Here is a 22,062-nt window from a genome sequence, read left to right as displayed (position 1 = left end):
GAACGGAGACCCGATGAGCACGGCCACCCGTCAGGCCGACGGGACGGCGGCGCCGCCCGCGCGCGACGCCGACAGCCACGACCTGATCCGCGTGCACGGCGCGCGGGAGAACAACCTGCGCGACGTCAGCGTCGAGCTGCCGAAGCGCCGGCTGTCCGTGTTCACCGGGGTCTCCGGGTCCGGCAAGAGCTCCCTGGTGTTCGGCACGATCGCCGCCGAGTCCCAGCGAATGATCAACGAGACGTACAGCGCGTTCGTCCAGGGCTTCATGCCCACGCTGAACCGGCCCGACGTCGACGTCCTCGACGGGCTGACCACGGCGATCGTCGTCGGCCAGGAGCGCATGGGCGGCGACGTCCGCTCGACGGTCGGCACGGCCACCGACACCGGCGCGATGCTGCGCATCCTGTTCAGCCGCCTCGGCGTGCCGCACGTCGGCGGGCCGCAGGCGTTCTCGTTCAACGTCGCCTCGCTCTCCGGCGCGGGCGCGGTGACGTTCGAGAAGGGCGGCCGCGAGATCAAGGAGCGCCGCGAGTTCAGCATCACGGGCGGCATGTGCCCGCGCTGCGAGGGCCGGGGCACGGCGTCCGACTTCGACCTGACCGCGCTCTACGACGACTCCAAGTCGATCAACGAGGGCGCGATCACGATCCCCGGCATGAGCATGGACGGCTGGTTCGGCCGCATCCTGCGCGGCTGCGGGTTCTTCGACCCGGACAAGCCGATCGCGCAGTTCACCAAGCGCGAGCTCAACGACCTGCTCTACAAGGAGCCGGTCAAGCTCAAGATCGAGGGCATCAACCTCACCTACACCGGGCTGATCAACCAGATCCAGAAGTCCTTCCTGTCCAAGGACCGGGAGGCGATGCAGCCCTACGTGCGGGCGTTCGTCGACCGCGCGGTCGTCTTCACGACGTGCCCGGAGTGCCACGGCACGCGGCTGAGCGAGGCCGCCCGGTCGTCGCAGATCGACGGGAAGAACATCGGCGACGTCTGCGCGATGCAGATCAGCGACCTCGCCGCGTGGGTCCGGGGGCTCGACGAGCCGTCGGTCGGCCCGCTGCTCGGGTCGCTGTCGGAGACCCTGGACTCGTTCGTCGAGATCGGGCTCGGCTACCTCTCGCTCGACCGGCCCGCGGGCACGCTCTCGGGTGGCGAGGCGCAGCGGACCAAGATGATCCGCCACCTCGGCTCCGCGCTCACCGACGTCACCTACGTGTTCGACGAGCCCACCATCGGGCTGCACCCGCACGACATCGCGCGCATGAACGACCTGCTGCTGCGCCTGCGCGACAAGGGCAACACCGTCCTCGTCGTCGAGCACAAGCCCGAGACCATCGCGATCGCCGACCACGTCGTCGACCTCGGGCCGGGCGCGGGCACCGCCGGCGGCGAGATCGTCTACGAGGGCACCCTCGACGGGCTGCGCGCCAGCGGGACGCTGACCGGCCGCCACCTCGACGACCGCGCGTCGCTCAAGGACGCGGTGCGCACGCCGACCGGGGTGATGGAGGTGCGCGGCGCCGACAGCCACAACCTGCGCGGCGTCGACGTCGACATCCCGCTCGGGGTGCTCGTCGCCGTCACCGGCGTCGCCGGTTCCGGGAAGAGCTCGCTGATCCACGGGTCGGTCGCCGGGCGGGAGGGCGTGGTGGTCGTCGACCAGGCGCCGATCAAGGGCTCGCGGCGCAGCAACCCGGCCACGTACACCGGGCTGCTCGAGCCGATCCGCAAGGCGTTCGCGAAGGCCAACGGGGTGAAGCCCGCGCTGTTCAGCGCCAACTCCGAGGGCGCGTGCCCGAACTGCAACGGCGCCGGGGTGATCTACACCGACCTCGGGATCATGGCCGGCATCTCGACGCTCTGCGAGGTCTGCGAGGGCAAGCGCTTCGACGCCTCCGTGCTCGAGTACCGGCTCGGCGGCCCCGCGAACCCCAAGGACATCAGCGAGGTCCTCGCGATGCCGGTCGCCGAGGCCGTCGAGTTCTTCGGCGCCGGCGACGCGAGGACGCCGGCGGCGCACAAGATCCTCGTCCGGCTCGCCGACGTCGGCCTCGGCTACCTCACGCTCGGCCAGCCGCTGACCACGCTGTCCGGCGGCGAGCGCCAGCGTCTGAAGCTCGCCACGCAGATGGCCGACCAGGGCAGCGTCTACGTCCTCGACGAGCCGACCACCGGCCTGCACCTCGCCGACGTCGAGCAGATGCTGGGCCTGCTCGACCGGCTCGTCGGCTCGGGGAAGTCGGTGATCGTCATCGAGCACCACCAGGCCGTGATGGCGCACGCCGACCGGATCATCGACCTCGGCCCCGGCGCCGGGCACGACGGCGGCCTCGTGGTGTTCGAGGGCACGCCCGCCGAGCTCGTCGCCGACCGGTCGACGCTGACCGGCCGGCACCTGGCCGAGTACGTGGGGGCGGACTACGTCGGCGCCTGATCCGGCGGGCTGACCCGCTCCGGGGCGAGGACGCGCCGGACCATCGGCTCGAAGAACGCCAGCGGCTCCGAGGGGTAGTCGGGGTCGAAGCTGTTCTGGTCGTAGTACGCGCAGAAGTCGACGCAGTCCTGGTACCAGGGGTGGTCGGCCCACCGGTCCCGCGCGTCGGGGTCGGCGCCGACGTGGTGGAACCAGTACTTGCCCTGGAACACTCCGTGGTGCGCGAGCACCCAGTGCAGGCGCTCGGAGACGTAGGGCCGCAGCACCGCCGCGGCGACCTCGGAGTGGTTGGCGGGCGAGAGCACGTCGCCGATGTCGTGCAGCAGGGCGCCGACCACGGTCTCCTCGTCCTCCCCGGCCCGGTGGGCGCGGGTCGCGGCCTGCAGGCTGTGCCCGAGGCGGGTGACCCGGTAACCGGTGTGGTCGTCCATGGCGCGCAGCCAGCCCAGGACGCGGTCGGGGAACCGCGCCAGCTCGGCGTCCTCGTAGCGGGCGAGCAGGCGGTAGTCCTCGGCCGTCCCGTCGGCCATGGCGGTGAACCCGACGGTGGGGGTCATGCGTCCTCCTCCGGGGTCTGGGCGGGCAGGGGCTTGTGCTCGCCGCGCAGCACGCGGCGGCGCGCGAGGAGGTCGTCGACGTCCATGTAGACGTCCTGGAGGTGCCGGGCGCCGCTGGCCGGGTCGTAGGGCAGCCGGCCGTGCAGGACGCGGTGGGAGTGGACGGTGACGAGGTCGCCGTCGCCGGAGCGGAAGCTCGCGCGGTACCGCCCGGAGTCGATGATCCCCGCGAGGTGGCGGTAGGCGTCGTAGAAGGCCTCGACCTCGTCGAACGGGGCGGCGAGGGGCTGGGCGAGCTGGTTGGAGAACCGCAGGAGCCGGACCTCGCCGTCGGTGTCGAGGGTGACCATCGGGTTCTCCGCCCAGGTGTCCTCGTCCTCGCTGAACAGCTGGTAGGGCACCGGGACCCGGCACAGCGTCGCGAAGTGCTCGGGCGCCTCGCGCCGCAGCTCCGCGAGCGCCGCCCACCCGTCGACCAGCGTCGACTCGCCGCCGGCGGCCCGGTTGGTGAGGAAGTGCAGCAGCTGGACCGACGGCGGCCAGTCGTAGCTCGGCATGTCGGTGTGCGGCCGCAGCTCGCCCAACGTGTGGGCGACGTTGTAGCCCGCGGGGTCGTGGCGCACGTCGTGCACGCGGTCGAAGGCGACCTCGCGGACGTGGCCGACGGTGCGCGCGAAGCGCTCGACCTCGTGGTGCTCCGACGGCACGCCGGTGACGACGGCGGCGCCGTGCAGGGCGACGGCGTCGAGCCAGGCCAGCTGGCCCTCGGTCGTGCCGACGACGTCGGCGTGCGCGAACCGGGGCGGCTCGGACGCGTCAGCGGACCAGAGCGAGACCGCGGGGCGGGGACGCCGGCGCGGCCCGGTCGAGTAGTCGTGGCGGCGCAGCCAGTCCGGCGAGTAGACGCAGCCCTGGCCGTCGTTCCACAGCACCTCGAGGCCCGCGGCGGCGTCGTAGGTCGCGGTCGTCGGCCGGATGCCATCCGGGATCGCGCCCGTGACGAGCCGGCGCTCTCCGGACTGGGCCACCCGGTCCGGCGCGGCCCAGCTGTTGTCGCGCAGCCACACGTAGTGGAAGCGGCGCACATGGCCGTCGAGCACGAGCGCGAGGTGGCGCTCGTCGAGGGTCAGGGCGCCCTCGGTGGTGTCCGAGGTGGTGTCGGGGTGGGCGTCGAGCGTCGAGGTCAAGGAGGTCCTCCGGGAAGGTCGGTGTCCGGCGCCCACCAGCCTCACCGCCCGCGAGCCGACGATCAAACAACGCGAACGCCCCTGAGACCACGGAATCCTGAGGCTAGGGTCGGCGGGTGCGCGCCCTCCCCCCGCTCGTGACCGTGCAGGCGTTCGAGGCGGCCGCCCGCCACGAGAGCTTCGCCGCGGCGGCCGAGGAGCTGCACGTCTCCCCCGCAACGATCAGCCAGCGCGTCCGGTCGCTGGAGACCCACCTCGGTGTCGCGCTCTTCGAACGCCACCCGCGGACCGTGGCGCTCACCGAGCTCGGGCGCGCCTACCTGCCCGCGGTGCGCGAGAGCCTCGACGACCTCGCCGTCGCCACCACCGGCCTGTTCGGCCCCGCCCGCCGCGAGCAGCTCACCGTCCGCACCCAGGTCTCGTACGCGGCGACGTGGCTCGCCCCGCACGTCGCGGAGTTCCAGGAGCTCCATCCCGGGATCGACCTGCGCGTCGTCTGCGCGGTGTGGTCCGAGGCGCTCGATCCCGGCGAGGTCGACGTCGACATCCACCAGGGCCGCGGGCCGTGGGCGGGGGTGCACAGCGAGGTGCTCCACCGCGACGCCGCGGTCGCGATCCAGGGACCCGCGGCGCCGCCCGTCACGTCCGTCGCCGACCTCGCCGCCCGCCCCCGGGTCCAGGTCCTCGGGTTCGACGACGTCTGGCAGCGCCTCCTGCCGCCGGACGCCCCGCCGCCCCGGCGCGCCCTGACGGTCGACACGAGCCTCGCCGCGCTCGAGGTGGTCGCCGCGGGCGAGGCCTGCGCCGTGATCCCCGAGCGCTTCGCCCGCACGGCCGTGCGCGCCGGCCGGGTCGTCCTCGCCCTCGACCGGTCCTGGCCGACCCGCCAGGCGCACTACCTGCTGCGGCGCCACGAGGATCCGCGGCCCTCGCCGCGGGCCCGCGCCTTCCTGGCCTGGCTCGACGACCTCGACGCGCGCGTCCCGGCGCTCGCGACCGAGGAGTGATCACGCGGCGGCGATCACCTGCTCGAGCACGAGGGCCAGCGGCGGCCACGCCTCGCGGCCGCGGCGGGTGACCGCGGCGGCGCGCAGCCGGACCGCGGGCGCGGTGAGCGGGACGATCGCGACGCCGGGCGCGGTGGGACGGTCGTGCGGGAGCAGGCCGACGCCGAGACCCGCGAGGATGAGGTCCTCGACGAGGTCGAGGCTGTCGGCCTCGTGGGTGGTGCGCAGCGCGAAGCCCGCCATCGACGCCAGGGTGCGCAGGACCTGCTCGTCGGCGGGGTTGCGGGAGTTGCCGATCCAGGCGCGGTCGCGGAAGGCCGTGAGCACGGCGAGCGAGTCGCCCGCGGACTCGGGCACGTCGCCGGCGGGGACCGCGAGGCCCCACGGGGTCGACCACAGCGGGGTCGTCGTGAGGTCGGGGTCGAGGGCGGCCGGGGCGAGGTCGTAGTCGTAGGTCAGGGCGAGGTCGATCCGGTCGGCGACGAGCATCGCGTGCGCCTCGGCCGGCTCGTACTCGCGGATCGTCAGGGCGACCTGCGGGTGGGTCCGGGCCATCGCGACCACGGTCGGCATCAGCGCACGGCGGATCGCGGAGGCGAACCCGGCGACGCGCACCAGCCCGTGCGGCTCGGCGTCGGGGTCGAGGTCGCGCTGCGCGGACTCGACGGCGGCGAGGATCGTGCGCCCGTGCTCGGCGAGACGGTGCCCGGCCGGGGTGAGCCGGGAGCGCCGCCCGTCAGGCTCGACCAGCGCCGTGCCCGCCTCGCGCGCGAGCGCCGCGATCTGCTGGGAGACCACCGAGGTGCTCGTGCCCATCGTCTCGGCGACCACCCGCATCGAGCCGTGCCGGGCGAACTCGACGAGGTAGGGCAGGCGCCGGGTGTCCACGCCGCCATCATCCGCGATCGGCGAACGTTCTGTGAAGGAATCTCACGTGGACGTGAACGGTTGCGCGCCCTTCACTGGACGCGTGACCTCGCTCCCCACCTCACCGCGCAGCGGCGCGGCGATGGCCCTCGGCGCCATGCTCTGCGTGCAGCTCGGGCTCGCCCTCTCGACCGGGCTCTTCGACGCCGTCGGCCCGGCGGGCACGGCGTGCCTGCGGCTGCTGTTCGCCGGCGCGCTGCTGCTCGTCCTCGTGCGCCCGCGCCCGTCGGCGTTCACGCGCGCGAGCCTGGCCGCCTGCGTCGCCCTGGGGACCGTCACCGCCGGCCTTACGATCCTGTTCACCGAGGCCATCGCCCGCATCCCGCTGGGCACCGCGTCGGCGCTGGAGTTCCTGGGCCCGCTCGGGGTCGCGCTGGTGCGGGGCCGGGGGCGCGCCCGGGGCTGGGCGCTGCTCGCGGCCGTCGGCGTCGTCCTGCTGACCCACCCCTGGCAGGCCGGTCTCGACCCGGCCGGCGTCGGCTTCGCCCTCGCCGCGGCGGCCTGCTGGGCGGGCTACATCCTGCTGACCCAGCGCGTCGGCGACCACGTCACCGGGCTGACCGGCCTCGCCGTCTCGATGCCCGTCGCCGGGCTGGTCGCCGCCCTCGTCGCCGGGCCCGGGCTGCTCGCCGACCTCGGGACCGGGGCGCTCGACGTGACGGTGCTGGCCACGGCGCTCGCGATCGCGCTGCTCATGCCCGTCGTGCCGTTCAGCCTGGAGCTGCTGGCACTCCGGCGGCTGACCACGGCGGCCTTCGGCACGCTGATGTGCCTCGAGCCCGCCATCGCCCTCGCGATCGGCGCCCTGCTGCTCGGCCAGACCCCCACGCTCGAGGCGGCGCTCGGGCTCGCCGCGGTCGTCGCGGCCGGGATCGGGGCGGAACGCTCGGGCGCGCGCGGTTCAGGCGTAGGTGGCGACGAACCCCACGACGACGCCCAGGAGCCCGACGGTCGCCACCACGACGCCCCCGACGAGCGCCGGGCGGATGTTGCGGGTGCGGCGCGTCCCCCACATCACCACGGCGGGCAGGAACCCGAGCGCGGCGAGGCCGAGGAACGGCAGCGTCAGGGCGGCGAGGACCCCGCTCGTGCCGGTGGGGATCGCCCGCTCGCGCTCCGCGTCGAGCTGCGCCCGGACGACCTCCCCCGCGGTCGAGTCGGGTGAGGCGTCGACCCGGACCGGCGGGCTGCCGTCGTCCGGGACGAAGACGCCGTCGCAGTCGTAGCGCCCCTTCCCGAGGTCGAGGCACTGCTCGACGGTGAGCTCCCCCGGCGTGCCGACCGCGCCCGCCGCGAGCCGCACGTCGCCGACCCCGAACGCGATGGGCAGCACCGCGATGACGGCCCACAGGACGACGAGCACGAGCTTGCCGATCGGGCCCGGGTCGCGGTCGCGCCGCCATCCCGAGCGGCTGTACCCCATCACCATGGCCGGTTTCCTACCCCACACCGACCCCGGCGATCACTCCAGCTCGGTCCGCGCCCGCTCTGCCCGCACCCGGTCGGCGAGGACGGCGGCCTGCACCCGGCGCTGCATCCCGAGCTTGGCCAGCAGCGCCGACACGTAGTTCTTCACGGTCTTCTCGGCGAGGAACATCTGCGCGCCGATCTCCCGGTTGGTGAGCCCGTCCCCGATGTACCCGAGCACCTCGCGCTCCTTGCCGGTCAGCTCGGCGAGCGGGTCCGGCGCCTCGGTCCGCGTCCGCAGACGGTCCATCAGCACCGACGCCGCCCGCCCGTCGAGCAGCGTGCGCCCCGAGCCCACCTCGCGGACGGCGTTGACGATGTCGTTGCCGCGCACATCCTTGATCACGTAGCCGGCGGCGCCCGCGAGCACCGCGTCGAACATGGCGCGCTCGTCGGTGTACGAGGTCAGCATCAGGCACGCGAGCCCGTCCATCCGCGAGCGCAGTTCCCGGCACAGCTCGATCCCCGTGCCGTCGGGCAGCCGCACGTCGAGCACCGCCACGCGCGGCGCCAGCGCCGGGATGCGCGCCAGCGCCTCGGTCACGGTGCCCGCGCCCCCGACGACCTCCATGTCGTCCTCGGCGTCGAGCAGCGCGGCCACCCCCTGGCGCACCACCTCGTGGTCGTCGACCAGGAACACCGTGATCACGGCAGGGTCCTCTCGGTGGGAGCGGGCGGGTCGAACGGGACCCACCAGGTCAGGCGGGTCCCGGGTCCGGGCGAGCGGCGGCCGACGTCCGAGTCGCCGCCGAGGGCGCGGGCGCGCGCCACGAGGTTGGCCAGGCCACTGCGGGCGACGGTGTCCGGGATGCCGACGCCGTCGTCGGTGACGCCGACGGCCAGGACGGTGTCGACGGAGACGGTGACGATCACCGACTGTGCGTCGCCGTGGCGGATCGCGTTGGAGACGCCCTCGCGGACCACGGCCTCGACCTGCGCCGCGAGCGCCTCGGGGACGGTGTCGACGGGTCCGGAGAGGCGCACGACGGGCTCGGTCTCGACGTGCACCGCCATCTCGGCCACGGCCCCGCGCAGGCGTCCGCCGAGGCCGGGGGCGCCGTCGACGGCGTGCAGGTCGAAGATGCTGGTGCGGATGTCGCGCACGATGCCGTCGACCTGGTCGACCGCCTCGTTGACGCGGCTCGCGGCGTCCGGGTGGGTCCGCAGCCGGGCCTGCGTCGCCTGCAGCCCGAGGCCGAGCGCGAACAGGCGCTGCAGCACGTGGTCGTGCAGGTCCGCGGCGATCCGCTCGCGGTCGGCGGCCACGTCGAGCTGGCGGCGGGCCCGCTGCGACTCGGCCAGCCGCAGCACCAGGGCCGCCTGGTCGGCGAACGAGGCCACGGTCGAGAGGCGGTCGGTGTCCAGGCCGCCCGTCGCGGCGTCGCGCACCACGACGAGCACGCCGGTGATGACCTCGGAGCCGCCGTCCAGGGGCACGAGCAGCGCCGGACCGAGGCGCCGCGGGAACCCGTCGACGCCGAGCACGAGGTCGACCTCGACCCGCGGGACCCGCGTCCGGGCGACCTCGGCCAGCGGGGACGACGCCGCCGCGACCCGCGCGCCCACCGGCAGCGGGTCCTCCAGCCCGACGCTGACCGTGACCCGCACGGGCGGGGCGACGTCGCCCTCGGCGACCGCGGCGGGCGGGGTGGTGATCACCGCGCCGACGCCGTCGCACAGCTCGGTCGCGCGCTCGGCGGCGAGCACCAGCACGTCCTCCGGGTCGGCGCCCGCGAGGACCTGCGTGGTGATCTCCCCCGACGCCTCGAGCCGGCGCTCCCGGCGCTGCGCCTCGTCCAGGAGCCGCCGCGTGTCCCCGAGCAGGCGGGCGTGCTCCACGGCGACGGCGGCCGCGCCGGCCACGGCGATCGCGGCCTTATCGTCGTCCGCGGTGAAGTCGCCGTGGCGCCGGTCGGTGAGGGTCAGGCCGCCGACCACGCGCCCGCGCACCCGCAGCGGTACCTCGAGGCGGGTGGCGCTCGGCGGCTGCTCGACGCCCGTGGTCGCGACCGGACCCGTCGCGCCGTCCTCGCCGAGCACCCGGAGCACGCCGTGGCGCGCCTCGGTCAGGTCGGCCGCGGCCGTCACGAGCGAGCGCAGGACGGTGTCGAGGTCGCCGCCGCGCGCCAGGGCCGTGAGCGAGCGGAGGAGGGTCGCGAGGCGCTCGGGACCGGCGACGACGGGCACGACGCCCCGCGGTTCCTCCACGATCGACCCCCTCCCGGGACGCGCCGGCGGACCTCATCGTCACGCCGTCCGGGGCGGGGAGCCAGGGCCGGACGTCCCGACGATCTCCATCGGGCGCTTGACACGGCGCCGGTCGCCAGAACGATGGCGAGACATGGCATCGAGAAGAGGTGCTGTGCCCGACCAGCCCGAGCCGATCGCGGCGCCGTCGGAGGGACTCGCGTTCCCGTCGGTGGCCCGCCTGGAGCTCGACGAGCTGCTCGACCAGCTCATCGCGCGCGCGACCGAGGTCAAGCTGACCCAGGGGCGGTTGCGCCACCTGCTGGACGCGACCCACCACATCACCGCAGGTCACGACCTCGACGACCTGGTCCGGCGCATCGTCGAGAGCGCGCGGACCCTCGTCGGGGCGCGCCACGCCGCCCTCGCGGTGGTGCAGGACGGGCGCCTGCTGCGGTTCGTCCAGGAGGGGACGGGCCCCGGGGACGTCACGGTGGACGGCGGGCTCCCCTACGGCGACGGCGTCCTCGACGTGCCCCTGCGGGCGGGCGGCGTCGTGCAGGGCAACCTCGTCGTCGCCGAGAGCGAGCACGACGGCGGGTTCGCGGCGGACGACGAGCAGCTGCTGACCGCGCTCGCCGGCGCCGCGGGGATCGCCGTCGAGAACGCTCTCCTGCTGGACACCGCACGCCGCCGGGAGCGCTGGCAGGCGGCGTCCGCGCGGCTGTCCAGCGACCTGCTCTCCGGCGAGATCGCCCCGGAGGCCGAGGTCCAGCACCTCCTCGACACCGCCGTCGACGTCGCGCGGGCGTACGGCGCCGCGGTCACGCGGGTCACCGACGCCGATCCGGGGACCGCGCACGTCGTCGCGGCCGCCGGGCGGCTGCACGACTGGGCCGGCCGCACGGCGGCGAGCCCCGGGTCGATCACCCAGGCGGCGCTCGACGCGGACGGTCCGGTGCTCATCGCCGACGCGCTCGACGACCCGCGCACCACCGGCGTCGTGCACCGTGCGCCGGAGGTGCGCTCCGTGCTCGCCGTGCCGCTGGCCACCGGGACGTCGGGGCCGCCCGGGCGGTCGGTCCTCATCCTCGCCCGCACGGTCGGCGACGAGGCGTTCGGCGCCGTCGAGGCGGAGATGCTGCTCGGGTTCGCGGCCCACGCCACCACCGCGATCGAGCTGGCGCAGGGCCGGCGCGACCGCGAGGCCGTCCACGTCCTCGAGGAGCGCGAGCAGCTCGTGCTCTCGCTCTCCGAGCAGGTGGTCCGCCGGGTGCAGCGGGTCGGGCTGGCGCTGACCAGCAGCGCGTCGGGTGTCGACGCCGGGCTGCGCGACCACCTGCTCGCCCAGGTCAGCGAGCTCGACGACGTCGTCCGGGCGGTCCGGGACACGGTGCTGCCCGGCTGACCGCCTCTGTTGTCCTCAGTGCTGGCGGTCGGGCTCGGGCTCCGGCTCGGGGTCGCTGAAGCGGCGCCACGCCCGCTCCCACGAGCGCAGGCGGGAGCGGTCGAGGACGTGGCGCAGCCCGGCGAGCAGGACCAGCGACGCGGTCAGGTCGATGACCAGCAGGAACGCGGTGACCATGGCGCCGTGCGCGCCGGGGGCCGTGGGCGGCATCGGTGGCGGCGTCGGCCGGTCGGCGGCGTCCACCCACAGCACGCGGGTGTCGCCGGGCCGCGTGGTGTCCGGCACGCGCGCGAGGCCGGTGCGCGGGAGCCCGTCGGCCGCGATCCACCGGACCGGCGCACGCACGACGTCCGACGCGGGGTCCGCCCCGCCGAGCAGCGGCGCGGACGTGACGTCACCACCCACCGGGGCGCCCGGCGACCCCGCGGGCAGCACCTCGGCGACCACCGGGCGGCGCTCCCCCTGCTCGACCGCGGCCTGGGCGCCGAGCCGCGCCGTGACCTCCCCGCCGGCCGCCAGGGCGACGGGCAGGAGCAGCAGGCCGGCGAGCAGGAGCACCCACCGGACCGCGACCTCGAGGCGGTCGCTGCCCCGCCGCAGCTCCGAGCGCGGCGGCACGAACAGGCCGATCGCCCGGCGGAACGCGCCCGTCCTCACCGCCATCGTGGGCCGCCTCCCGTCGCTCCCGACCAGGCGAGCGTGGGGGGCGCGTCCGGCGCCGGGCAGGGGCGAGCGTCCCGCCACGACCGGGACCATCGGCCCGGTGGCGGGACGTGGCGGAGGGACTACCCGAGGAAGTCGTCGACGAGCTCCTCCATGCCGCGCAGCGGCCGGTAGCGGCGCCGCTCCCGTGGCGGCGGGATCGGGGGCGACCCGGGATCGGGCTCACCGTCGGGGCGTGCCGTCCCGCCGGCGTGCCCGGGCTCGGCCGGGCGCCACGCGTCCTCGTCCACGAGGGTCCTCCTTCGGCACCGGAGAGCGTTCGGGGCGCTCCCCACGGTGACCGCGCGCGGTCGGTCCGTGCAGGGCCGAAGGTCCCGAGATCCGATCGTCGATCATGGGGGCATGAGCTTCTTCGTGCGGGGCGCGGGCGAGGGCGACACCTACGAGTTCGGCGGCGCCACCTTCACCGTCAAGGCGAGCGGGACCGACACCGAGGGCCGGGTCGGCGTCATGGAGCAGGCCGCGCCGGCCGGGCTGAGCGTGCCGCCGCACACCCACGACGGCGAGGACGAGATGTTCTACGTCCTCGAGGGCGAGGTGCGGGGGTTCTGCGGCGACGAGCGCTTCACCGCCGCGACCGGCGCCTTCATCTTCCTGCCCCGCGACGTGCGGCACAGGCTCGAGGTCGTGGGCGACCGGCAGGCCCGGGTGCTGACGATCGTCGGGCCGGCGAAGTTCGACGCTCTCGTCGCGGCGCAGGGCACGCGGCTGACCTGACATCCCTCGCGGCACTCTCGCGAGATCGAGATGGCGACGTCGGTCGGCGACCGGCACGTTCCGCCGGGCGTGAGGCCGCGCGTCGATCATGCGCAATGTGCCGCTCGCGACCGAGGAAGGTCACGCCCGTGCTCGCCACTTCGATCTCCCGAGAGTGTCAGCATGGCACAGCCCTCACGACACTCTCGCGAGATCAGAATGGCGACGTCGGTCGACGAGCCGCACAGTTCGCCGGCAAGAGAGCCCGACGATCATGCCGAACGTGTCGCTCGCCGAGGCGTCAGAGCGCGCGCAGGGTGTCGATCAGCGGCGTGGTCGGGCGGCCCAGGAGGCGGGCGAGGGTGCCGTCGGTGATGTCGAGCTCGCCGTCGCGGATGTTCTGGTCGAGCTCGACGAGGAAGCCCACGGTGCCGGCGTCGACGCCGAGGTCCAGCAACCGGGCCCGGTGCTCGTCGGACGAGACCTGCTCGACGCGTACGTCGCGGCCGAGCACCTCGGCGGCGGCCGCGGCCAGGTCGTCGCGGCTCCACCGCTGGTCGCCGGCGAGCTCGAGCACCTGCACACCGGTCGGGACGTCGCCGGTCAGCGCGACGGCGGCGGCCTCGGCGAAGTCGGCCCGGGAGGCGCTGGCCACGCGACCCTCCCCCGCGCTGGTCAGCACGGTGCCGGTCGCCCGGGCGCCGTCGAGGGCGCTGCCGAACACCTCGGTGTAGAAGTTGTTGCGCAGCACGGTGACGGGCAGTCCGGCATCGCCCAGGATCTCCTCGGTGGCCGTGTGCTCGGGGGCGACGACGATCGTGGTGTCGTCGGCCCGCGTGACGCTCGTGTACAGCAGGTGACCGACGCCCGCGGCGGCCGCGGCGTCGATCACCGCCCGGTGCTGGTCGACGCGCTTGCCGAACTCGTTGCCCGAGATCAGGAGCACGCGGTCGGCGCCGTCGACGGCCGCCTTCACGGTGTCGGGTCGGTCGTAGTCGAGCTCGACGACGTCGACACCGAGGTCGGCGTGGGCCGCCAGGGAGTCGGTACGGCGGGCGCCCGCGCGCACGGCGGTCGGCTCGACACCGCGTGCGAGCAGGTCGTCGAGGACGAGGCGGCCGAGGCTGCCGGAGGCGCCGGTGACGAGGATGGTCATGGGAGTTCCTTCCGTGGTGCTGCGTGTCAGCAGACAGAACCACGGCGCTGACCAGGAAACTTCCCGAGGGGAGGTACCCACTTTCAGGTAAGGTAGTGGCGTGGCGGTGAGTCTCCAGGTCCTGCGCGCGCAGCAGCCCGGCGCGCTGACGACGTCGTGCCCCGGCCGGGTCGTGCTCGACCACGTGACCAGCAAGTGGGGTGTCCTCGTGCTCGGCGCCCTCGCCGACGGGACCCTGCGGTGGGGCGAGCTGCGCCGCGAGGTCGACGGCATCAGCGAGAAGATGCTGGCCTCCACGCTGCGCACCTTCGAGGCCGACGGGCTCGTCGAGCGCCGCGCCTACCCCGAGGTCCCGCCGCGCGTGGAGTACCTGCTGACCCCGCTCGGCGAGGACCTCGCCGAGGCGATCGCCCCGCTGCTGACGTGGGTGCTCGCCCACGCCGAGGAGATCGTCGGGCGGCGCGCCGCTCAGCGCTGACCCACGAGCTTCTCCTGCCCGGGTCCCGGCGGCGTCCCGTAGACGAAGTAGGTCTCGGCCGGCAGCGTCGCCCCGCCGATCGCGATGCCGGTGTCGAAGTCGGCGAGGTCCCAGGTCACCGTCTCGAAGTCCGGCTCGAGCTCGCCGCCCGCCGAGCGTGGACATCGGTACAGCATGCACCGGGTGTGGCCCGTCCGACCCCACCTCGTGTGCACGGAATCCGACCCGGCGTGCAGGCGGCGCGGCTACAGCATCTGCCCGCCCGACGCCTCGACGCGCTGCGCGGTGATCCAGCCGGCGCTCTCGGCGGTGATGGCGCGCAGGGCGCCGCCGATGTCGTCGGGCTCGCCGACGCGACCGAAGGCGTGGTTCGCTGTGATCATGGCGCGGTAGCGCTCGTCGTCGCGGATCAGCCCGCCGCCGATGTCGGTCGCGGTGGCGCCGGGCGCGAGGACGTTCACGGTGATGCGGCGCGGGCCGAGGGCCTTGGCGGCGTACTTCGTGTAGACCTCGATGCCGCCCTTCATCGCCGCGTACACCGAGAACAGCGGGTTCGCGGCGTAGCGGGTCAGACCCGTCGACACGAACACCACCCGCCCGCCGTCGCGGATCCGCGGCGCCAGGAGGTCGGTGAGCAGGATCGGTCCGCGCAGGTGGACGGCGTAGAGCGCGTCGACGGTCGCGGCGTCGATCCCGCCGAACGGCGTGTTGCCCTCGTACCCGCCGTTGTTGACGAGGACGTCGAGGTCCTCGCGCCCCCAACGGCCCCGCAGCTCCCGCGCGAGCGTCTCGACGAACGCCGGGAACGCGTCGTGCTCGGTGACGTCGAGGCGCAGCGCCGCGGCCCGCCGCCCCCGCTTCTCGAGGTCGGCGACGACCGCGTCGGCCTCCTCCGGGCGCGAGCGGTAGGTGAGGACGACGTCGACGCCGTCGTCGGCGAGGGCCTCCGCGGCGGCACGGCCGAGGCCGCGGTTGCCCCCGGTGATCAGCGCGACCCGGCTCACCGGGAGGCCTCGAGGACCTCGTCGCGCAGCGCGTTCTTGAGGATCTTCCCGATGGTGCTGCGGGGCAGCTCGTCGCGCAGGACGACCGTTCCCGGGACCTTGAACCGGGACAGCCGCTCGGCACACCACGCGACGAGCTCGTCGGGGTCGGCGTGCGCCCCGGGCGCGAGGACGACGTGGGCGACGATCGCCTCGTCGTACACCGGGTCGGGCACCCCGTGCACCGCGCTCTCCAGCACCGCCGGGTGGGCGGCGAGCACCTGCTCGACCTCGCTGGCCGCCACGTTCTCGCCGGCGCGCTTCATCATGTCCTTGGCGCGGTCGACGAAGTACGCGCGGCCCTCGGCGTCGAGGCGCACCTGGTCGCCGGTGCGCAGCCAGCCGTCGTCGAACAGCGCCGCGGTGGCCTCCGGGCGCCCGTCGTAGCCCGGCGTCACGTCGATCCCGGGCCGCCCGCGGACCTGGAGCTCGCCGGGCTCGCCCTCCTCCCCCACCACCCGGACCTCGATCCCGGGCAGCGGCAGGCCGATCGAGTCCCAGCGGCGCCGGTCGTCGAGGGGGTTCATGAACGGCGGGACGACGGTCTCGGTCATGCCGTAGAGCTGGATCAGCGGCGCGCCGAACCGCGTCTCGAACTCCTGCGCCTGCGCCGGGGCGAGGTTCTGGGCGAACAGCACGAGGCGCAGGTCGTTGTCGGCGTCGGTCGGTGCGGGCGTGGACCGGGCGAGCACCATCCGGACGGGCGCGGCGAAGAGGCTGGCCAGCGTCGGGCGCAGCTCACGGGCCTGGGTCGGCCAGCCGGTGGCGGAGAAGCGCGCCGCGACCGCCACCGAGCCGCCCGCCACCAGCGCGGACATCAGGCAGTAGTACTGGGCGTTCCCGTGGAAGAGCGGCAGCGTGACGAGCCAGCGGTCCGCGGCGGTCACGCGCAGGTGGTCGGCGACGAGCCGGCCGACCCGCAGGTAGTTGGCGTGCGTGACCTGCACGCCCTTCGGGGCGCTCGTGGTGCCGGACGTGAACATGATCGCGGCGAGGTCCTCGTGCGCCGCGGCCGGCGGGGGCGGGGCGTCGGCACGCCGCGCGACCAGCTCGTCGAGGGTGATCACTGCCCGCTCGCCCACGATCGTCCCGCGCAGGGCGTCGTCGACGACCGACAGGACCGCGCGGGAGTCGGTGAGCTGGTGGGCCACCTCGTCGGCGGTCGAGAGCGGGTTCACCGGGACGACGACGGCCCCGAGCCGCGCGCAGGCGAACCAGACGTCGAGGAACTCCGGGCGGTTGGGCGTCATGAGGTGCACCCGCGCGCCCGTTCCGACGCCGAGGTCGGCGAGCAGGCCCGCGGTGGCGTCGGCGCGCCGGACCTGCTCGCCGTAGGAGACGGTCTCGGTCCCGGTGTCGCCGGCGAACACCAGGAAGGGTGCGTCCGGCCGGTCCGCGGCGGTGCCGGCGAGGACGTCGAAGACGCTGCTGCTCACGGGACCTTAACTTGTACTCGGGTACACGTTCGAGGGGAGCCTAGTGCCCCTTGAACGCCTCGGCCAGCCACCACGACGGGCCGTCGGAGGTGACCTTCGCGTCGAGCAGCAGCGGACGGTCGCGGGGACCGGCCAGCCACTCGGGGATCACCCCCAGGTCCGCCGTCGACCGGACCACCGCCGCCGCGCACCCGTAGCCGGCGGCGATGGCGGCGAGGTCGGTGTCGGGGAAGCGGACGGTGGTGTGGTCCCCGCCGGCGAAGTGGTGGAACTCGGCGCCGTAGCCCGCGTCGTCGTAGACCACGATCACCATCCCGAGCCCGAGCCGCACCGCGGTCTCCAGCTCGCTGATCCCCATGAGGAACCCGCCGTCGCCGCACGCCGCGACGGGCAGCCGGTCGGGGCGCGCGAGGGCGGCGCCGATCCCCGTCGCGAGCCCCAGCCCGATCGACTGGAACGCCTGCGTGAAGCAGAAGCCGGCCTCGTCGGGGACGCCGAGGTAGGCCGCCGGGTAGCCCATGAAGTTGCCGGAGTCGACGGCGACGGTCCGCTCGGCGGGCAGCAGCTCGTCGAGCGCGGCGGAGAGCACGCGGGGGTCGATGCGGTCGCCGACGACCTCGTCCGGGACGTCGGCGCTCTGCGTGCGCAGCCGCTCGGCGACGGCGTCGCTCCGGTATCCGCCGGTCTTCCCGGCGACCTCGAGCGCGTCGCGCGCCGTCGCCCCGACGTCACCGAGCACGCCGAGCGTGATCGGCCGCTGCGCCCCGAGCGCCTCGGCGGTGTCGTCGACCTGCACCAGCGTCGCGTGCTCGGTGAGGACGCCGTGGCGCGTCGTCCACATCGTCAGCGACGCGCCCCAGGCGACGATCAGGTCGGCGTCGGTGATCAGCTCGGCGGCCAGGGCCGTCGAGAACCCGCCGGAGATGCCGAGCGACCACGGCGAGCCGGTGAACAGGCCGTGGGCGACGGCCGAGGTGGCCAGCAGCGCGCCGCAGCGGTCGGCCAGCGCCTCCAGCTCCACGCGGGCCCCGCGCGCGCCCCGGCCCGCGACGAACACCGGGCGCTGCGCGCCGTCGAGCAGGCGGGCGAGCTCGGCGACCGACGCCGGGTCCGGCCGCGGGGCACGCCAGGTGGTGCGAGCCGGTGCCGGAGCACTGACCGCCGCAGCCCCCTGCACGTCGAGCGGGAGGTTGAGCACCACGGTCCGGCGCTGGTCGCGGCAGATGCCGTACGCGCGCACGACGTCCGCGGCCGCCGAGGCCGCCGAGTGCACCCGCTCGGGCACCGCGCCCACCGACCGGGCCAGCGCGTCCTGGTCGACGCGGAAGTTCGAGCGGACCGCGCTGCCCGCCGTCTCCGCGGCCAGCACGAGCAGCGGCGTCCGCGACTTCGCCGCCTCGGTGACACCGGTCAGCGCGTTGGTCAGCCCGCAGCCCTGGTGCAGGGTCACGACCGCCACCTCGCCGGACGTGCGCGCGTAGGCGTCGGCCATCACCGTCGCCCCGCCCTCGTGCCGCGCCGCGGCCCAGGGCACCCCCGCGGAGCGCAGCGCGTTCGTCACGTGGAAGTTGCCGCTGCCGACCACCCCGAACGCGTGCCCGACGCCCAGCTCGGCGAGCAGCGTGCCGACCTGCTCGGCGACCGTGCTCGTCGATGTGGGCCCCATCAGTGCTCGATCAGCGCGAGCGCCCGCGTCGGCGACCCCGAGCCGCCGACGATCGGCAGCGGGCTGACCAGCAGCACCGCGCCGCGGGTGGGCAGGCGGCCGAGGTTGCGCAGGCTCGTCAGACCCCACTTGTTCGCGCCCATGAGGAAGTGGTGGCACGAGAACGGCGGGTCGAAGGCGCCCGCGCCGCCGGCGTCGGTGCCGACGGTCTCCACGCCGAACCCGGTCAGCGGCGAGGACTGGGCGATCCAGCGCGCGCACTCCGCCGAGACGCCGGGCGTGTGCGGGCCCGCCTCGTCGGCGTTCATGAACTCCTCCTGCGTCGCCCCGTACGCCTCCCACCCGGTGCGGTAGAGCAGCCAGCCGCCCTCGGGCAGCGGGCCGTGCTCGGCCTGCCACGCCTCGAGGTGGGAGAGCTCGAGCAGGAAGTCGGGGTCGGCCGCCACGTCCGCGGTCTTGTCGATCACCACGGCCGGCGCGACCAGCGTCGCCATCGGGACCTGCGAGACGTCGAGGCCGTCGCGGCCGGTGACCCAGTGGTTCGGGGCGTCGAGGTGGGTGCCGGTGTGCTCGCCGGTGTGGATGTCGTTCCAGTACCAGGCCGGTCCGCGGTCGTCGTAGCGCGACAGCTCCTCGAGCCGGAACCGCGAGGTGTTGGCGAACGGCGCGGGCAGCTCCAGGATCGGCGTGGACTCCTGCAGCGGCGTGGTGAGGTCGACGACCTCGACGGCGCCGGAGCGCAGCGCGTCGGTGAGGGCGGCGAGCACGGACATGTGTTCTCCCGGGAGTCGAGGGGTTGCGGGCAGCATGACCGTCCACGGTCATCTCCGGAAAGGACGGCCATGGTTCTCGAGCGTTCCGACGGCGACTTCCTGCTGGGACTCTTCTCCCCGAACTGCTCCTCGGGGCTCGCGGTCACCGCGGTCCCCGAGCGCTGGTCGGGCAGCTGGGAGGACAACCTCGCCCTCGCCGTGCTCGCCGACGAGGTCGGCGTGGACTTCCTGCTGCCGATCGCGCGGTTCATCGGCTACGGCGGCGAGACCAACTTCCACGAGAGCGTGCTGGAGCCGATCCCCTGGGCCGCGGCCCTGCTCGCCCGGACCCGGAGCATCCACGTGTTCTCCACCGTGCACACGGCGTTCAACCACCCGGTCGTCAGCGCGAAGCAGCTCGCCACGATCGACCGGATCGGGGGCGGGCGCGCCGGGATCAACATCGTCGCCGGCTGGAACAAGCCCGAGTACGACGCGTTCGGCGTCGAGCTGCCGACCGACCACGACGACCGCTACGCGCGGGCCCAGGAGTGGTTCGAGGTCGCCCGGGAGCTCTGGACGACGCCCGGGCGCTTCGACCACGACGGCGAGTACTTCACGCTGCACGGCCTCGAGGGCGAGCCGAAGCCGGTGCACGGGACGCTGCCGATCCTCAACGCCGGGTCGTCCGGGCAGGGCCGCGACTTCGCCGCCCGCAACGCCGACTTCGCGTTCACCGTCGTCGCCGGCCCGGAGGACGGCGCCGAGGTGGTCTCGACGGTGACCTCGGCGGCCCGCGAGCGCTACCGGCGCGAGATGGGCGTGCTCACCCTCGGCCACGTCGTCTGCCGTCCGACCCACGCCGAGGCGCAGGACGCGCTGCACCACTACGCCGAGGAGGGCGCCGACTGGGCGGCGGTCGACAACCTCATGGCATTGCAGGGCCTGCACGCCCAGTCGTTCACCCCGGAGATGCTCGCGACGTTCCGGTCCCGGTTCGCCGCGGGGCACGGCAGCGTGCCGCTGGTCGGCACGCCGGACGAGGTCGCCGCCGAGATCGCCCGCTACGCGAAGGCCGGGTTCAGCGGCATGACGCTGGCCTTCCTCGACTACGTCGACGAGCTGCCCTACCTCGCACAGGAGGTCTTCCCGCGCCTCGAACGCCTGGGGGTGCGGCGGCCGCGGGACTGACGGTCAGCCCGCGGGCTGCTCGAGGGCCTCGACGGCGGCGGGGTCGAGGCCGTCCTGCAGGCGCCGCAGCAGGGCCTCGAACTGCTCGGCGTCGGCGCCCAGCAGGTCGCGGAACTGGCCGCGGACGTCGGCGGTGACCTCGTCCCACTCCGCCAGCGCCCGGCGTCCGCGCGCCGACACGACGATGAGCACCCGGCGCCGGTCCTCGACGTCGCGGCGGCGCAGCACGAGGTTCGCCGACACCATGCGGTCGACCAGCTTGCTGAGCTTCGGCGCCAGCAGCAGCACGTGGTCCGCGACGACGTTCATCGGGGCGCCGCCGCGCTCGGCGAGCAGACGCAGGATCCGCCACTGGTCCAGACTGGAACCGACGCCGCGCAGCGCCTCCTCGAGGCGCGCGGTGAGGGTGCGCTCGACGAGCGACAGGAGCCGCAGCGACTCCTCGCCGTCTCCGGTCGACCCTCCGGCGTTGGCTGGCACGGCGTCGATGGTAGCCAGGTCGGAGGTCCCGGCGGGGATGCGCACGGTCAGGTTCCGCCGGAGGACCGACCGGCCGCGGACCGGCTCGTACGATCGGAGTAGCTACGCGGCGGGGCTCGCTCGCTAGCGTCGAGCAATGGCCGAGTCGCTGGTTCCCCGCCCGGGAACGCTGCGCGCACCGCGCGCCCGCGACGTCCTCGACATGGCCCTCGTGATCCCGTTGCAGGGGCCCGCCGGGATCTTCGGGCCCTCCTGCGAGAGCTGCGCCGCGCTGGCGATGCAGGAGATCAACGCCGACGGCGGGGTGCTCGGCCGGGAGCTGAACCTGGTGCCGGTCGACGGCGGCCGCAGCCCCGCCGAGGTCGCGATCGAGGTGGACGCGCTGGTCAGCGCCGGCGCCGTCCAGGCCGTCACCGGCTGGCACATCTCCGCGGTCCGCGAGGCCGTCGCGCCCCGCATCCACGGCCGCGTCCCGTACGCGTACACGGCGCTCTACGAGGGCGGCGAGCAGCGGCCCGGCGTGTTCCTCACCGGCGAGACGCCGGACCTGCAGCTCGCCCCGACCCTCGACTGGTTCGCGAGCACGGCGGGCGTGCGGCGCTGGACGATCGTCGGCGACGACTACGTCTGGCCGCGCCGCTCGGCCACCACCGCGGCGCGCTACCTGCGACGCATGGGCGGCACGGTCTGTGACGAGATGTTCGTGCCGCTCGGGACGTCGGACTTCTCGACGGTCCTGCGCCGCGTCGAGGCCAGCGGGTGCGAGGCCGTGCTGATGCTGCTCATCGGCGACGACGCCGTCGCGTTCAACCGGGCGTTCGCCGCGGCCGGCCTCGACCGGGACATCCTGCGGTTCAGCTCGCTGATCGAGGAGAACGTCCTGCTGGCCTCCGGCGCGGAGAGCACCCGCGGCCTGATGACCTCCGCGGGCTACTTCGAGGACCTCGCGACGAGCTCGGGGCTCGAGTTCGCCGCCACCTACTTCCGCGAGTTCGGCGACGAGGCGCCGGTCCTCAACAGCCTCGGCGAGTCCTGCTACGAGGGCGTCCGGCTGCTCACCGAGCTGATGCGGCGCGCCGGGTCCATGGACGTGCCGACGATGATGTCGGTGGCCGACGGGCTGGCCTACGAGAGCCCGCGCGGCACCGTCGAGCTGCGCGACCGCCACCTGCACCAGCAGGTCTTCCTCGCCGTGGCGGACGGCCTCGCCTGGGACGTCGTCCAGCAGCTGTGACCCTGGGTCGCCGGTGCGCGACCGCCCGCC

At 74.6% G+C, this 22,062-nt stretch carries 22 protein-coding genes; 8 read left to right on the top strand and 14 right to left on the bottom strand.

The features are described from left to right. Nucleotides 1-13: 13 nt before the first annotated feature. On the top strand, nt 14-2,437 hold the full coding sequence (locus tag EV188_RS29805) for an ATP-binding cassette domain-containing protein (protein WP_133829968.1): 2,424 nt from the start codon (nt 14-16) through the stop codon (nt 2,435-2,437). Here the strand turns inward: EV188_RS29805 and EV188_RS29800 are convergent. Both EV188_RS29800 and EV188_RS29795 read right to left on the bottom strand, forming a co-directional pair. Beyond that, nucleotides 2,422-2,994 (bottom strand): HD domain-containing protein, encoded by a 573-nt coding sequence (locus EV188_RS29800; protein ID WP_133829967.1) that lies wholly within the window; start codon nt 2,992-2,994, stop codon nt 2,422-2,424. The genes EV188_RS29805 and EV188_RS29800 overlap by 16 nt on opposite strands. Then, entirely contained in the window at nt 2,991-4,181 is a 1,191-nt protein-coding gene (locus EV188_RS29795) for a TauD/TfdA family dioxygenase (protein WP_166660168.1), read from the bottom strand. The genes EV188_RS29800 and EV188_RS29795 overlap by 4 nt, the downstream gene beginning before the upstream one ends. Nucleotides 4,182-4,297: 116 nt before the next feature. On the opposite strand from EV188_RS29795, the gene EV188_RS29790 reads away from it, so the two are divergent. Continuing rightward, the gene (locus EV188_RS29790; RefSeq protein WP_133829965.1) at nt 4,298-5,188 is read left to right on the top strand and encodes a LysR substrate-binding domain-containing protein; all 891 of its coding nucleotides are present in this window, start codon (nt 4,298-4,300) and stop codon (nt 5,186-5,188) included. Here EV188_RS29790 and EV188_RS29785 read toward each other — a convergent pair whose 3' ends face one another. After that, nucleotides 5,189-6,076, bottom strand: a complete 888-nt coding sequence (locus tag EV188_RS29785) for a LysR family transcriptional regulator (protein WP_133829964.1) — start codon at nt 6,074-6,076, stop codon at nt 5,189-5,191. An 82-nt stretch (nt 6,077-6,158) separates the two neighbouring features. Here EV188_RS29785 and EV188_RS29780 point away from each other — a divergent pair, with 82 nt between their 5' ends. Further along, nucleotides 6,159-7,280 carry an EamA family transporter gene (locus EV188_RS29780; RefSeq protein ID WP_243742095.1) on the top strand — a complete coding sequence of 374 codons (1,122 nt, stop codon included), beginning with the start codon at nt 6,159-6,161 and terminating at the stop codon, nt 7,278-7,280. Between the two features lie 297 nt (nt 7,281-7,577). Here EV188_RS29780 and EV188_RS29775 read toward each other — a convergent pair whose 3' ends face one another. Both EV188_RS29775 and EV188_RS29770 read right to left on the bottom strand, forming a co-directional pair. Beyond that, complete coding sequence (locus EV188_RS29775; RefSeq protein ID WP_133829963.1) at nt 7,578-8,231, bottom strand: response regulator; 654 nt, start codon at nt 8,229-8,231, stop codon at nt 7,578-7,580. Next, entirely contained in the window at nt 8,228-9,790 is a 1,563-nt protein-coding gene (locus tag EV188_RS29770) for a sensor histidine kinase (RefSeq protein WP_133829962.1), read from the bottom strand. The genes EV188_RS29775 and EV188_RS29770 overlap by 4 nt, the downstream gene beginning before the upstream one ends. Before the next feature lie 154 nt (nt 9,791-9,944). On the opposite strand from EV188_RS29770, the gene EV188_RS29765 reads away from it, so the two are divergent. Further along, nucleotides 9,945-11,177, top strand: coding sequence for a GAF domain-containing protein (locus EV188_RS29765; RefSeq protein ID WP_133829961.1), 1,233 nt, complete (start codon nt 9,945-9,947; stop codon nt 11,175-11,177). Between the two features lie 15 nt (nt 11,178-11,192). Here EV188_RS29765 and EV188_RS29760 read toward each other — a convergent pair whose 3' ends face one another. Both EV188_RS29760 and EV188_RS32065 read right to left on the bottom strand, forming a co-directional pair. Next, nucleotides 11,193-11,840: an Rv1733c family protein gene (locus EV188_RS29760; protein ID WP_133829960.1), complete on the bottom strand. Its 648-nt coding sequence runs from the start codon at nt 11,838-11,840 to the stop codon at nt 11,193-11,195. Between the two features lie 122 nt (nt 11,841-11,962). Next, a complete protein-coding gene (locus tag EV188_RS32065; protein ID WP_166660167.1) occupies nt 11,963-12,130 on the bottom strand; it encodes a hypothetical protein in 168 nt (55 codons plus the stop codon). A 112-nt stretch (nt 12,131-12,242) separates the two neighbouring features. On the opposite strand from EV188_RS32065, the gene EV188_RS29755 reads away from it, so the two are divergent. Continuing rightward, nucleotides 12,243-12,617 carry a cupin domain-containing protein gene (locus tag EV188_RS29755; protein ID WP_133829959.1) on the top strand — a complete coding sequence of 125 codons (375 nt, stop codon included), beginning with the start codon at nt 12,243-12,245 and terminating at the stop codon, nt 12,615-12,617. Between the two features lie 280 nt (nt 12,618-12,897). Here EV188_RS29755 and EV188_RS29750 read toward each other — a convergent pair whose 3' ends face one another. Next, nucleotides 12,898-13,752, bottom strand: a complete 855-nt coding sequence (locus tag EV188_RS29750) for an NmrA family NAD(P)-binding protein (RefSeq protein ID WP_133829958.1) — start codon at nt 13,750-13,752, stop codon at nt 12,898-12,900. A gap of 100 nt (nt 13,753-13,852) precedes the next feature. Between EV188_RS29750 and EV188_RS29745 the strand changes: the two genes are divergently transcribed. After that, the gene (locus EV188_RS29745) at nt 13,853-14,230 is read left to right on the top strand and encodes a winged helix-turn-helix transcriptional regulator (protein WP_133829957.1); all 378 of its coding nucleotides are present in this window, start codon (nt 13,853-13,855) and stop codon (nt 14,228-14,230) included. Here EV188_RS29745 and EV188_RS29740 read toward each other — a convergent pair. The 5 genes from EV188_RS29740 to EV188_RS29720 form a co-directional block, all read right to left on the bottom strand. Then, complete coding sequence (locus EV188_RS29740; RefSeq protein WP_243742094.1) at nt 14,221-14,406, bottom strand: VOC family protein; 186 nt, start codon at nt 14,404-14,406, stop codon at nt 14,221-14,223. The genes EV188_RS29745 and EV188_RS29740 overlap by 10 nt on opposite strands. A gap of 69 nt (nt 14,407-14,475) precedes the next feature. Further along, nucleotides 14,476-15,234 carry an SDR family NAD(P)-dependent oxidoreductase gene (locus EV188_RS29735; protein ID WP_133829956.1) on the bottom strand — a complete coding sequence of 253 codons (759 nt, stop codon included), beginning with the start codon at nt 15,232-15,234 and terminating at the stop codon, nt 14,476-14,478. After that, on the bottom strand, nt 15,231-16,709 hold the full coding sequence (locus EV188_RS29730) for a class I adenylate-forming enzyme family protein (RefSeq protein ID WP_133829955.1): 1,479 nt from the start codon (nt 16,707-16,709) through the stop codon (nt 15,231-15,233). The genes EV188_RS29735 and EV188_RS29730 overlap by 4 nt, the downstream gene beginning before the upstream one ends. Nucleotides 16,710-16,749: 40 nt before the next feature. Beyond that, nucleotides 16,750-18,375 (bottom strand): thiamine pyrophosphate-binding protein, encoded by a 1,626-nt coding sequence (locus EV188_RS29725; protein WP_133829954.1) that lies wholly within the window; start codon nt 18,373-18,375, stop codon nt 16,750-16,752. Next, on the bottom strand, nt 18,375-19,148 hold the full coding sequence (locus EV188_RS29720; RefSeq protein ID WP_133829953.1) for a cyclase family protein: 774 nt from the start codon (nt 19,146-19,148) through the stop codon (nt 18,375-18,377). The genes EV188_RS29725 and EV188_RS29720 overlap by 1 nt, the downstream gene beginning before the upstream one ends. A gap of 69 nt (nt 19,149-19,217) precedes the next feature. Between EV188_RS29720 and EV188_RS29715 the strand changes: the two genes are divergently transcribed. Further along, the gene (locus EV188_RS29715) at nt 19,218-20,318 is read left to right on the top strand and encodes an LLM class flavin-dependent oxidoreductase (protein ID WP_133829952.1); all 1,101 of its coding nucleotides are present in this window, start codon (nt 19,218-19,220) and stop codon (nt 20,316-20,318) included. Nucleotides 20,319-20,321: 3 nt separating this feature from the next. On the opposite strand, the gene EV188_RS29710 is transcribed toward EV188_RS29715, so the two are convergent. Continuing rightward, nucleotides 20,322-20,798, bottom strand: coding sequence for a MarR family winged helix-turn-helix transcriptional regulator (locus EV188_RS29710; RefSeq protein ID WP_166660166.1), 477 nt, complete (start codon nt 20,796-20,798; stop codon nt 20,322-20,324). 202 nt (nt 20,799-21,000) lie between these two features. Here EV188_RS29710 and EV188_RS29705 point away from each other — a divergent pair, with 202 nt between their 5' ends. Continuing rightward, complete coding sequence (locus tag EV188_RS29705) at nt 21,001-22,032, top strand: substrate-binding domain-containing protein (protein ID WP_133830000.1); 1,032 nt, start codon at nt 21,001-21,003, stop codon at nt 22,030-22,032. Nucleotides 22,033-22,062: the final 30 nt, after the last annotated feature.

This window comes from Actinomycetospora succinea, assembly GCF_004363095.1.
Lineage (GTDB): Bacteria > Actinomycetota > Actinomycetes > Mycobacteriales > Pseudonocardiaceae > Actinomycetospora > Actinomycetospora succinea.
The sequence above is the reverse complement of the archived record's forward strand: the minus strand, read 5'-3'. Positions and strand labels throughout refer to the sequence as shown.